The sequence below is a fragment of the Halomonas sp. genome, from assembly GCF_052095695.1.
GTDB lineage: Bacteria > Pseudomonadota > Gammaproteobacteria > Pseudomonadales > Halomonadaceae > Vreelandella.
The window spans coordinates 1-12,243 of the sequence record NZ_JBQDLQ010000098.1 but is presented as its reverse complement, the minus strand read 5'-3'; the positions used below and the strand labels follow the sequence as shown (position 1 = coordinate 12,243).

The window sequence follows — 12,243 nt, the reverse complement described above, 5'->3', positions numbered from 1 at the left end:
AAAACAGGTGGCCTGAATGATCTCAGAGGCGACAGATTTCTTGACAACTACCGCCTCCGACCTGGCCGGTCGGGCGCTAGCGGAGTCGGCTCGCGAATATTTAGGACAGCCTGTCACGGTCGTCAATCAAGCTGGCGCAGGTGGAATGACCGGCGCTCGCGATGTGACACAGGCTGATCCCGATGGATACACCCTACTCTTAGCCCGCGTGGGCATGGCGCTGTCACCGGCGGTCAACGAAAACAGCAGTGTTGATTGGGATGAATACACCTTTATCAGCCCGCTTGAAGCCACACCCATGATTCTTGCCGTGGCCGACGACTCACCCTATGAAAGCGTTGAGGACTTGCTGGAAGGCATCGAAAACGATCCTGGTGCGATGAGTTATGCAGCCTCTGGCGCCACCGCCATAGATGGCTTTACGGTGCAATCGCTACTGGCTGACGCGGAAATGGATCCGCTAACGGCGGCAACGTTGATTCCCTACCGTGGGGGCGGCGAACTCGCAACAGCTTTACTGGGTGGGCATGTTGATTTTCTCGCCATCGCAGCAGCATCACTGATGCCGCATATTGAGAGCGGTGATATGCGCCCGTTAATGGTTTTCTCACCAGAGCGCATGGAAGCACTACCGGAAGTACCGACTGCTGAAGAGTTGGGTTATGAGCTAGCTGGGCAAGTGATTGGTTGGAGCGCCCTGTATGGCCCGCCAGATCTACCTGAAGAGGTCATGAATACCTGGGCAGAGGTAATGGAACAGGTGGCTGAAGACGAAATGTGGCTCAGCCGTGCCGATGATCGTGGCTCAATTTCTACCATCGGTAGCGTCGATATGGAGACCTACGCACAAGAGCAATATGAGTTTTATCGCACCTTAGCAGAAGAGTTTGGCTATCTGGAGTGAGTCAGCGTTAAGCACCACGTTGTCGTCACTTCATACATCATTTCATCACTGGAGGGGTCATGGGTATAACACGTGGTTTAGTTATTACAGTGCTGTTCGGTATCGTTCTGTTTTTACTGATACCCGCCTATGTGCCCCGCCCACGCTTTATTCCCGGGTTCGCGCCACCGCCTGATATGTGGCCACGCACGGTTTCCATGCTCGGCATGGCACTGGGCATACTGCTCGTAGGGCTGTCTTTTTCACGCAAAACCGAAGCAATCGCTGACCCTGAAGATGCCAGCGCCATCCGCGGTGACACACCACTTGTCACGCTGCTCACCCGCTTCGGCTGGACAGTGCTTGCCTTTGCGCTCTTTATCGGTTCAGTGATGCTGCTCGGTTTTTTGCTATCGAGCATTCTGCTGTTAATGGCGATGCTGATATTGACGGGTTATTGGCGCCACAAAGTGGTGGCGGCCATCGTTGCTGTCGCACTCCCACTGGTTCTCTACCTGTTTTTCTCCAGCACACTCAATACGCGTTTCCCTGTCGGCAGCCTTTTCAAGGCTATCGGTATTTAACCTACCGCGTATAGGACTTACCACTATGCTCAACGACCTGCTGGTTGCCTTCCAGGCGGTTGCCACCATTGAAAATTTTCTGATCATGGCCGCCGGTATTTGGGGCGGCGTGATTATCGGCGCTATTCCCGGCATGACCGGTACCATGGCGGTTACGCTGGCGCTGCCGTTTACTTTTTATATGCAGCCGATCCCAAGTATTTTATTACTCGTCGCACTTTACAAAGGCTCGACCTACGGCGGCTCGGTATCCGCGATATTGATCAAGACACCAGGTACTGCTTCGGCCGCCTGTACCACCCTTGACGGCTACCCGCTGGCCCAACAGGGCAAGGCAGGCAAAGCCCTCAACATGGCGCTCTATTCGTCATGTACAGGGGATTTTATTTCTAACCTATCGCTGATTTTTATTGCCGCGCCACTGGCGCTACTCGCGCTGCGTATTGGGCCACCCGAATACTTTATGCTGATGATTTTCGCGCTCACCACCGTCGCTGGGGTGTCAGGGCGCTCGCTGCTGCTTGGCCTTGTGTCGGCTTGCTTAGGGCTACTGCTCGCCACAGTGGGCGAAGATATGTACGGCTCGTTTCGCTTTGATCTAACCGTGGAGATGCAGAGCGGTCTTGCCGTTGCGCCCGTGCTCATCGGTCTGTTTGCGATCCCTGAGCTGCTTAAAATTATTGTCTTTCGTAACAATCAAAGCCATAAGCCCATGCAACTGGGCGATAACCGCGTAACGCGAGACGAGCTGCGTCGATCCTTAAAGGCAATGCTAAAAGGCAGCATGATTGGTGTCGTGATGGGAGCCATTCCCGGCATTGGCCCCTCGGCAGCAGCGTTCTCCTCCTACGGAGAAGCACAGCGTAGCTCAAAGAATCGCGAGAACTTTGGTAAGGGCGAACTCGAAGGAATCGCGGCATCAGAGTCCGCCAACAATGGTTGCTGTGGCTCCACCATGATTCCGCTGTTAGCGCTGGGCGTACCGGGCGATGTGATTACCGGGGTGATGCTGGGCGCCTTTATGATTCACGGGATGACCCCAGGCCCAATGCTCTTCGAGAACAACCTTCATGAGGTTTACATGCTGTTTATTGGCATGCTGTTCTCATCTATTTTGCTGTTTGGCGCTGGCAAAGCAACCATGCGTTTTTTCTCGCATATCTCGCGGATTCCCCCCGGCTTAATGGCGCCGATCGTGCTTGCTCTATGCGTATTCGGTATTTTTTCGATCTCCAACAGCATGTATGACGTCATTGTACTGCTGGCGATGGGCGTATTTGGCTTTTTCATGTTCCTGTTCGCCATTCCCGCCGCCCCCTTTTTGATTGCCTTCATTCTTGGCCCGATGCTGGAAGAGAACCTGCGTCGTGCCCTTGCGCTCTCTCGTGGTGATCCAAGCATCCTGGTGTCGTCGCCTATCACTTGGCTATTCGCCTCACTGGCAGTCTTTGTGGTGGTGGTGACGATTCGTCAGCAGCTTAAGAAAGCCAAGGCCTGAGCCAAAGATTCCCTTATAGCCAAGGATTTAACGCTATGCAAACTAGTGCTACGCCTAACGCTCACCCGCAGCTGGAAGCCGCGATATCACACCTCGAGGATCTGATCGCTTACGACACAACGAGTGCGCACTCCAATTTGGAACTTATTCATCACATGGAGAGTTTCTTCGCTGGTCTTGGCGCTGATGTGACGGTGCTGCCAGATGAGAGCGGCGAAAAAGCCAATTTGGTCGCCCGCCTGGGCCCAGCCGACGTAGCAGGCATCGTCCTCTCTGGTCATACGGATGTGGTGCCCGCCAACCCAAAAAATTGGCAAAGCGACCCTTTCAAAATGGAGCAGCGCGGCAGTCGCTTGTTTGGTCGGGGCACCTGCGATATGAAAGGCTTTGCCGCCTGTGTGATGGCAGCAGCACCCGCTTTTGCCAATGGCGAACTGCAGCGCCCTTTCTATTTCTGCTTCTCTCACGATGAAGAGGTGGGCTGCCTGGGAGCGCCCGCCATCGCACGCTACTTAGCCGAACTCAAAGTGCCACCCTCACTGGCGATTATCGGCGAACCCAGCGAGATGAAGCTGATCAATGGCCAAAAGGGCAAAATTGCAATGCGGGTGACGGTGCGCGGAGAAGGGGGCCACTCATCGTTCTCCCCTCAACACGTCAATGCGGTGGAGTATGCCTCGCGTATCATCACCATGATCGCCGAGCGATCACGACGATATGAGCAAGATGGCCCCTTCGACCACGACTTTACCGTCCCCCACGCCACAACGCTGACCACCATAATAGAAGGCGGTGTGGCGACCAACGTTACCCCCGACACCTGCAGCTTTATCTTTGAGCTACGCAGCATTGATCAGGAAGCGGCCGCCACGGATATTCAAGCGCTGATCAGCGATATTGAGGCTGCCCTGCTGCCCGAAATGCAGCGTCAATCAATAGATTCGGCCATTGAGTGGCAACAGTTATTTGCTTACCCCGCCATGGGCGATGCCACCGACAGCGAGATGTTTAAACAGCTTGAACACATTCTCCCCGAGCGTGGTGGGAAGGTCTCTTACGGCTCAGAAGGTGGCGTGTTCGAGATCGATGGTAGTATTCCCTCGGTGATCCTTGGGCCCGGATCGATTCGCCAAGCCCACAAGCCCGATGAGTTTATTGAAATTGATCAGCTTAGCCAGTGCCTAGTATTCTTAGATGAATTAAATGCTTGGATGAAGCGCTAACGCCTACATGAGTGGAGGTGAGTTATTTGGCATTCACTCTGTGCATGGTGCCACTTCCACTTTCAAAGGCGTCGATATTGGCCAGCGTGGTCTCGGCAATATTGGTCAGCGCCTCGGCAGTGAAGAAAGCCTGGTGGCCGGTGATCAGTACATTATGGAAGGTCGTTAGGCGCATAAACTGATCATCGTCAATCACACCCTGGGAGAGGTCTTCAAAGAACAGCTGTTCTTCCTCTTCGTAGACATCTAACCCTAAGCGGCCAATTTTGCCGCTTTTCAAGCCCGCAATTACCGCCTGGGTATCGACCACTCGTCCTCGGCCGGTGTTGATCAGCATGACGCCCTCCTTCATTTGCGCGATGGCGTTAGCATCAATCAAATGGTGAGTCTCAGGCGTTAACGGGCAGTGCAGCGAGATAATGTCGGCGCTGGCAAACAGCGTAGCTAGCGGCACGTACTCAATAAAGGGTTTCGCATCCGGGCTGGGAAACGGGTCGCTGGCCACTACCCGGCAACCAAAGCCGTGCATAATATCGGCAAAAATCAGCCCGATATGCCCAGTGCCAATAACGCCCACCGTTTTACCATGCAGGTCAAAGCCCAGCAGGCCATCCAGGGCGAAATTGCCCTCCCGCACCCGGTTGTAGGCGCGATAGGTCATGCGATTAAGGCTTAGCACTAAGGCCACTGCGTGCTCTGCCACAGCATGAGGCGAATAGGCAGGCACCCGTACCACCGTGATGCCTAACCGTTCGGCAGCAGCCAAATCAACGTGGTTAAAGCCCGCTGAACGCAACGCCACTAACCTTGTGCCACCGTTATGCAGTTGCTTTAACACGGTGGCATCAAGGCAGTCATTAACGAAGGCGCAAATTGCGTCAAAGCCGCTGGCCAAAGGGGCCGTATCGACCGTCAGTCGCGCCTCTAAAAAGCTCAAGGAGTGACGCTCCGCCGCGTTGGCGCGAGTGATAAAAGTGCGATCGTAGGGCTTAGCGCTAAATACGGCGATGCGCATATCTTTGTTCTCCAAAGCAACGTAAAGGTTGGCTATAGGGACAGCATAGGCGACGTGAGTGACACGAGCAGCACCTTTTCACGCTGGGCTCTGGCAAAGGTTGATCAATGATAAAGGGGTAGAAAAAAGAAAGCCGCTCCAAGGGAGCGGCAAAAAGACCGTGACTAGCAATGAGAGGGAGAAACCATGACAGGAAACTGGCGGTTTCTGTCGTGGTTGCCAACGTCTCATTAAACGCTGACAACCACAATGTAATAGTTCTCATTTACCACGTCAATACAAATACGAATATTTTTTATTTACTTTTGGTCGTAGCAACCTCGCGCCTCTATCTGCATTGTTTCCCAGCGAACAGCGCTGGTTTAGATGATTTAACTGACACGCGAGGCAGACAAACACTAAATGAGCGTTTGCCCAGATCTTCATTGCGATTGACACAAGATGATAAAAAGAGGGATCCACAAAAAAAGAAAGCCGCTCCAATGGAGCGGCAAAAGACCGTGACTAGCAATGAGAGGGAGAAACCATGACAGGAAACTGGCGATAATTTTGCCGAGCAACTGTCGTGGTTGCCAGCGTCTCATCAAACGCTGATAAGTATACTGTAATAGTTCTCATTTACTCCGTCAATACAAATACGAATATTTTTTATTTAACGCTTGGCGATCTCTCTGATCAGCTAACCAACTGCAGCCAAAACGGAAGGGTGAGCATGGCGAGGAGGGTTTGGCCTGTAATGATCGCTGCCATCAGCTCGGCATCGCCGCCCAGTTGACGGGCTAGGATATAGGCAGAGGTAGCAGTGGGAAGTGCTGCAAACAGCAGCGCTACGTCACGGCTTACTGGATCCAGCTGGAGTAGCCAGGCTAATGCTAATACCAGCGCAGGCATGAGCAGCAGTTTAACGCTATTGGTGGCCAGCACGCCGCGGTCAATGCGTAGTAGCGCCGCTGGGCGCAGCGCCACGCCAACGGCCACCAACCCCAATGGCAACGCCGCACGCCCCAGTAGCTCAACCGTATCTTGACTCCAGCCGGGCAAACCAATGCCCGTAAGATTCAGGCCAATGCCCGCCAAGCAGGCAAGAATCAATGGGTTTTTAATCAGCGCCATCACACTTTTACCTACGCTAGCACCGCCGAGTGTGCCAGCGGCGACAAAGCTTGCCACGCACATTACGTTAACCACTGGCACCATCACTGCTACGGCAACGGCTGCGGTGGTCGCTCCTAAGCTGCCGTGTAGCGCGGCGGCACCAGCAACGCCGACATAGGTATTGAAACGTACTGCACCTTGGAAAACAGAGGTAAAAGCAGCTGGCGTCAGCTGTAGCCAGCCGCGTAAACGCCAGAGCAGCAGGCCAAACAGCACCATCGCGCCCAGTAATACCAGCGCTAAACGGCCGACCGGCACTTGGCTTACATCGGCGGTGGCCAAGGTGCCTACCAGCATGGCGGGAAACAGTACAAAGTAGATCAGCCGCTCCATCTGCGGCCAAAAGGTGTCGCTAGGCCAACGCCAATAGCCAAGCACGGCGCCTAGTAAGATCAACAGAAATAGTGGGCCTAAAGCGCCAGTGATACTCTCCATTTACATCCCTTTTGCCTGCGACATCCCAGCACAGCGATATCGGCGTGATTACTGTTACCATGGCGATAACACCCCGCCCCACGGCTTGCGTAGCGATTATTCTGCCATGAAGATGATATCAAAACCTGCACACCCAGCGGGCTTCCCCGTCTTAAGGGTACTGATACTGGTCACTGGCTTAGCGCTAGCGGCCTGCGCGTGGTATGCCTTTTCACATTGGCTCCACCGGGACAGTGATGTGACATGGTTTCCGCCCACTTCAAGCTGCAACCTGCATGCAGCGCCCTGCACCGCCACCTTGGGTGATTTGGGCCGCATCACGCTAGCGGTTCAGGCAAATGGGCGAATCGATGCACTGGAGATATTACCACTGGAAGTAGAAGTCGATGGTGTAACGGCCACCCAGGTCGAGGTAGATTTTATTGGTCGAGATATGGATTTGGGGCTACACCGTTTTGCCCTTAGCGCAGGTGCACCCGGCCATTTTCAAGGCCAAGGCCAAGTGGGGATTTGCACTCAAAACGTTATGCCCTGGCGTGCACGTGTCATACTGGAAACCGCAGAAGGCAAGGTAGGCAGTTGGTTCGATTTTGACGTAATTCGGAGTTAACGCATATGGCAAGGAAACCGTTATGGCTAGGCGCGGGGGTGATCGCAGTCTTGCTAGTGGCCAGCGGCATAGGCCTCTATCAGTATGCTTTCGCCCCCAAAGATGGGGAGCCCGTGGGCGGCCCGGTTGAACTACCCTCTACCCAGGGTGATTTTTCGCTGACCCAGCTGGACGACGGTCAAGTCGCGATTGTTTCGTTTGGCTATACCTACTGCCCCGATATTTGCCCGATGACTCAGTCGGTAAAGCGCCAAGCGCTGGCACAGCTCTCTGAGGAGCAGCGCGAGCGCGTGGTGCCAGTGATGATCACCGTTGACCCCGAACGCGACACTATCGCGCGCATGCAGGAGTACATGGGCTTTTTCGGCGAGGAGTTTATCGGCGCGGTGGGCAGTCAGGAACAGCTTGAGGATGTCGCCTCACGCTATGGCGTGATATGGCGGAAAGTCGAAGCGCCGGATTCAGCAATGGACTACACCATTGATCACAGCGCCTCGCTCTTTTTAGTCAACCGTGAGGGGGATATTCTTCAGCGAGTGCTCTACTCACCGACCCCGCATGGTTTAGTTTCCGCATTAGAAAACGAACTAGACGGTTAAGCGAAGTTTCTTCTTAATCGACTTGTTCAGGCGCGGCCTGTAAACGATCCAGCATCGCCAGCAGCGCGCCAATTTGGGTACCGCTACGGGTATCGTGCTGCGGGCTTAACTGCCAGGTACTTTCAGCAAATCCCCACCAGTCCCAGCAGGCTTGCGGGTTCGCCATACTGCTTTCTGCTTGAGGATAGAGCACGATTTGCTGATGCTCTTCCGCCCAAGCATTGAGACCGGTGTGGCGTATGAACGTATCGCCAATGGCCTCTGCGTTCATTTGGCAGCCGTGCAACGCCAGCGTTACCGGGCACTCGCCCGCTTCGCAGCCTTCGGGTATAAACACATAGCCCGTGTCGGCTAGGCCTTTTACCGCAAATTCAGACTGATCAAACGCGACTAGTTCGCCACCCGGCTCGCCAGCGTCCGAGACCTCACGTTCGGGGTAGAGCCAGTCCAGCATTTCTCCGGCAATATCTTCATCGCAGGATAATAAGAAACTACCGCCCCCCTGACGACAATCTCCCCACTCATAGGGCCCAGGGGCGGCTTCACGGGGTAACCGTACCGGCCAGCCATGCCCTGCATTTTCGCTGCGCGCAACGCGTAGCTGGTCAGGCGATGCAAGCCACTGCTGCCACTGCTCAGCAAGCAGGTCGCCGAGCTGCGGCTCAACCACTTCGTCCTCTTCGCCGTGCCACAAATAGGCCCTGAGCTGGCTAAGCGCCTCGGCGCTACCTACCTGTTCAAGCCCGAGATAGCGTTGGTAGCGAGACTCCAGCTCATCTAATGAAGGCGCGCCGCGGCGGGTCATCATGCACTGGTTAAGCGCCAAACTCAGCGAGCCTTGCGCGCAGCTCCAGGGGCCCGCCGCCAGTACGCCCAGGCCGCTAAACCGCTCGGGCCAAGCCACGGCTAGCTGGGTCGCCATATAACCGCCCGACGATACTCCCACCACGCTGGCCTGCTCACTCGCAGCACTCAAGGCGGGTAAATCCTCGGGCTCACTGGCCGTCTCGGCCTGCGCTAGCAGCGGTGCGCACAGACCTAAGCAAACCAGTGCCTGAGCGAGAGAATGCAGGTTAGAAGAGGGGGTTGAAGTCATTCCTTATTCGACGCCTAGTAGTTCAACGCGGAAGGTCAGCACTTCGTTAGGCCCAATCGGCCCTTGACCATTTTCGCCGTAAGCAATATCCGCAGGGATGTAAAGCATCCAGCTATCGCCAACGCTCATCATCTGCAGCGCTTCCTGCCAACCCTCGATCACTTGATTGGTTTGAAAGCTGACGGATTCACCGCGCTCAAAAGAGCTATCGAATACAGTGCCGTCCAACAGCATGCCTTCATAGTTCACTTCGACAGTATCTTCAGGGCCAGGCTTGGCACCATCGCCGGATTCAAGCACTTCATACTGAAGGCCAGAGTCAGTCACGGTCACTTCCTCGCGCTCAGCGTTCTCGGCCAGGAAGGCTTCACCCTCTTCGAGATTCATCTGTGCCATCTCTTCAGCTTCGGCTTCACGCGCTTGCATGGATTGCTCTTGGAACGCCATTAGCGCTTCGGTCATCTCTTCTTCAGTTAGCGCCAGGTCATTGCCTTCAAAAACATCGCTCATGCCGTCATTAAACGCATCCAGATCGAGGTCTTCGATATCCGCCTGCATGCTTTCGCCGAGAGTGACGCCCAGGCTATAAGCCAAGCGCTGTTCATCAGTTTCGGGCGCTGCCGCTGCAAAAGGGGCAACCAAAAGCAAACCTGTCAGAGCCGTGGTAGAGAGCAGTTGTTTCATGAAAGATCCTTTTTATAGCGGCGCCGAACGCCAATCAGTGTCACGCAAAGACTAACACCCGCCGCCCCGAGCTGCATCTTAGGGGCGGCGGGTGTTAGTAAGACCACAAAATGAAAGAGAGGTTTAGCGGTTTTAGACGACCAGCGTGGGGCAGTGTGCTGCACCCGCCACACGCTGAGAAACGCTTCCCAACAACGGGTTCTTCTCGCCATTGGTGCCCTGGGCGCCAATCACAATTAGGTCGCACTCTCGCTTACGGGCAAAGCGCACAATAATGCGCGAGGGCCGACCACCTTTCACAAAAGCGCGCACACGGGCACTGTCAGCGCCCAGTTCAATAGCATGGGATTTCGCATGCACGGCGATCTCGGTAGCGTACTCTTTTAGCACATCGTCAGGAATATCCAGCTGGTTGGGCCGCACCATAGAGAGCGAGGCTTCCAGCAGGCTGTGGTGTTTAAACACGCACAGCAGATAAAGCTCAGCGCCGGTTAGCATATGCAAACCCACCGCTTTTTCTAACGCCTTTATGGCGCCTTTCGAACCATCCACCGGGACTAAAATGCGATTAAACATTCGCGTTCTCCTTGTGGCTATTTAGCGGAAGGCAACGTCGCGTAGAAACAGCGCAATTTGCGGGAACATGATCAGCAGAGCGGCCGCTAAAATCAGCATAAAAATAAACGGCGGTGTGCCTTTGATCACGTCCCAGTAGGGGCGCTTGAAAATCGCAATAGCCGTGAATATATCGCACCCAAAGGGCGGTGTTGCTGAGCCTATCGCCACCTGCAGGGTTATCAAGATGCCCACCAGTACAGGATCCAAGCCTGTGGCAGCAATAGCAGGCGCGAAAATTGGCGTTAGCACCAGAATGACCACGATTGGATCGACAAACATGCACGCCACAAAGAAGGAGATACAGATGGCAATAAGCACGCCCGTGGGCCCCGCATCATTGACACCCACCGCCTCCAAGATCATTTGTGGGATTTGGGCAAACGAAATGATCCAAGAGAAGCCATTACCCACCGCAACCAGGATAAATACCACGGCGGTAATCAAGCCGGTAGATTTGGCGATGGCGTAGATGTCGTTCATTTTGAGCGAGCGGAAGACCACAAACTCGAGTAAAACGGCATACAGTACACAGGCGGCGGCGGCCTCTGTCGGGCTGAAAATACCACCGTAGATACCGCCCACGATAATGACCGGAAAACCTAGTGGCCACAGCGCTTGTTGAACCGCTACGGCACGCTCTTTCCAGCTCGATTTTGGCTCGGTTGGTACGTCTTTTACGATGGCATAAATAACGCTGTAGGCCGAAAACATCAAAAGAATCATTATTCCTGGCCCAATACCAGCAATAAACAGCTCACCAATGGAAGTACCCGAGATCACCCCATAAATAATCATGCCGATACTGGGCGGAATCAGAAATGCAATGTCGCTGGCATTAATGATAAGCGCCAGTGTAAAGGAGTCAGAATAGCCCGCCTTAAGCATCTTTGGGCGCAACGGTGAACCGACGGCCACCACAGTCGCCTGAGTAGAGCCCGACACAGCACCAAACAGTGTGCAAGAAGCCGCCGTGCTCACCGCTAGGCCCCCTTTAACGTGGCCAATAAACGCCATAACCATATCGATCAGGCGGTTAGCGGACTGGCCGCGGGTCATAATATCGGCGGCAAGGATAAACATGGGCACAGCAATGAGTGAGGCCGGGCGTATACCCGCCATCATCTGCTGGATCAGCGTATCCATCTGGCCGAAGCCGTTAAACATCATGTAGAAGCCGATTACCGCAGCGGTAATCAGCGGAATCATCATTGGAAAGCCCAGCAGCAGCAGGGCAATCATGGTGGTGACCATTATTGTCGTCATAGCTGTTCCCCTAGGGTGCATTGCCCCGCGTTAGACTTCAGTTTCCGTGTCTTTATATCCATCTACCACGCCCGTCGAGAGATAGACATCGTGGGAAGTGAAGTTTTTAACCGCGGTCAGCAAGTATTGAATACCGGTGATTAAAAAGCCCATCGGCACCCAAAGGTAGATAATCCAGATCGGTAAGCCCATGGAAGGCAATACGCGACCTTTGCTATACAGATCGAGGATATAAACGATCGAATAGTAGAGCAGGAAAAACATCACTAGCGATGTGAACAGCGAGATGCAGATCATTAGCACTCTGCGCCCACCTACCGGCAGCGCATCATAGATAGCCGACATGCGAATATGTCGACCATGACGGGCTGCATAGCCAATACCCGCAAAGGTAATCATAATGATCAAAATGCGGTTTAGTTCACCGGAAAACATGATGCTGTTGCCAAATACGAAGCGGGCAACCACGTTTGTGACCGTATTCAGCGCCATTAGCAAAACACCCATCGCGAGAATCACGGCTTCTATTTTGCTAATTGCAGTGTCGATCACACCTAATATCCCCGGCAAGCCGGAGTGA

13 protein-coding genes are annotated in these 12,243 nt (G+C 54.2%); 6 read left to right on the top strand and 7 right to left on the bottom strand.

What is annotated here, in order from left to right; all coding sequences use genetic code 11:
• Positions 1 to 40 precede the first annotated feature (40 nt).
• From ACTH5D_RS15280 to argE, 4 genes are read left to right on the top strand one after another with little or no spacing between them, the layout of a single operon-like run.
• Positions 41 to 904: a tripartite tricarboxylate transporter substrate binding protein gene (locus ACTH5D_RS15280; RefSeq protein ID WP_441672738.1), complete on the top strand. Its 864-nt coding sequence runs from the start codon at positions 41 to 43 to the stop codon at positions 902 to 904.
• Between the two features lie 59 nt (positions 905 to 963).
• Positions 964 to 1,467 (top strand): tripartite tricarboxylate transporter TctB family protein, encoded by a 504-nt coding sequence (locus ACTH5D_RS15275; protein ID WP_441672736.1) that lies wholly within the window; start codon positions 964 to 966, stop codon positions 1,465 to 1,467.
• A gap of 25 nt (positions 1,468 to 1,492) precedes the next feature.
• Positions 1,493 to 2,965, top strand: coding sequence for a tripartite tricarboxylate transporter permease (locus ACTH5D_RS15270; RefSeq protein ID WP_441672734.1), 1,473 nt, complete (start codon positions 1,493 to 1,495; stop codon positions 2,963 to 2,965).
• A gap of 35 nt (positions 2,966 to 3,000) precedes the next feature.
• Positions 3,001 to 4,188 carry an acetylornithine deacetylase gene (argE, locus tag ACTH5D_RS15265; protein WP_441672732.1) on the top strand — a complete coding sequence of 396 codons (1,188 nt, stop codon included), beginning with the start codon at positions 3,001 to 3,003 and terminating at the stop codon, positions 4,186 to 4,188.
• Positions 4,189 to 4,210: 22 nt separating this feature from the next.
• On the opposite strand, the gene ACTH5D_RS15260 is transcribed toward argE, so the two are convergent.
• Together ACTH5D_RS15260 and ACTH5D_RS15255 are read right to left on the bottom strand one after the other, a co-directional pair.
• Positions 4,211 to 5,203, bottom strand: a complete 993-nt coding sequence (locus ACTH5D_RS15260; RefSeq protein ID WP_441672730.1) for a 2-hydroxyacid dehydrogenase — start codon at positions 5,201 to 5,203, stop codon at positions 4,211 to 4,213.
• 675 nt (positions 5,204 to 5,878) lie between these two features.
• Complete coding sequence (locus ACTH5D_RS15255) at positions 5,879 to 6,793, bottom strand: AEC family transporter (protein ID WP_441672728.1); 915 nt, start codon at positions 6,791 to 6,793, stop codon at positions 5,879 to 5,881.
• 106 nt (positions 6,794 to 6,899) lie between these two features.
• Between ACTH5D_RS15255 and ACTH5D_RS15250 the strand changes: the two genes are divergently transcribed.
• Complete coding sequence (locus tag ACTH5D_RS15250) at positions 6,900 to 7,403, top strand: hypothetical protein (protein ID WP_441672726.1); 504 nt, start codon at positions 6,900 to 6,902, stop codon at positions 7,401 to 7,403.
• Between the two features lie 5 nt (positions 7,404 to 7,408).
• Positions 7,409 to 8,002, top strand: a complete 594-nt coding sequence (locus ACTH5D_RS15245; RefSeq protein ID WP_441672724.1) for an SCO family protein — start codon at positions 7,409 to 7,411, stop codon at positions 8,000 to 8,002.
• Between the two features lie 13 nt (positions 8,003 to 8,015).
• Here ACTH5D_RS15245 and ACTH5D_RS15240 read toward each other — a convergent pair whose 3' ends face one another.
• The 5 genes from ACTH5D_RS15240 to ACTH5D_RS15220 all read right to left on the bottom strand — a co-directional run.
• Complete coding sequence (locus ACTH5D_RS15240) at positions 8,016 to 9,098, bottom strand: extracellular catalytic domain type 2 short-chain-length polyhydroxyalkanoate depolymerase (protein WP_441672722.1); 1,083 nt, start codon at positions 9,096 to 9,098, stop codon at positions 8,016 to 8,018.
• 3 nt (positions 9,099 to 9,101) lie between these two features.
• Positions 9,102 to 9,782 (bottom strand): FKBP-type peptidyl-prolyl cis-trans isomerase, encoded by a 681-nt coding sequence (locus tag ACTH5D_RS15235; protein WP_441672720.1) that lies wholly within the window; start codon positions 9,780 to 9,782, stop codon positions 9,102 to 9,104.
• A gap of 132 nt (positions 9,783 to 9,914) precedes the next feature.
• Positions 9,915 to 10,358 carry a universal stress protein gene (locus ACTH5D_RS15230; RefSeq protein WP_441672718.1) on the bottom strand — a complete coding sequence of 148 codons (444 nt, stop codon included), beginning with the start codon at positions 10,356 to 10,358 and terminating at the stop codon, positions 9,915 to 9,917.
• Positions 10,359 to 10,379: 21 nt separating this feature from the next.
• On the bottom strand, positions 10,380 to 11,663 hold the full coding sequence (locus ACTH5D_RS15225) for a TRAP transporter large permease (protein WP_441672716.1): 1,284 nt from the start codon (positions 11,661 to 11,663) through the stop codon (positions 10,380 to 10,382).
• Between the two features lie 30 nt (positions 11,664 to 11,693).
• A partial coding sequence (locus tag ACTH5D_RS15220) for a TRAP transporter small permease (RefSeq protein ID WP_441672714.1) occupies positions 11,694 to 12,243 on the bottom strand: 550 nt, incomplete at its 5' end.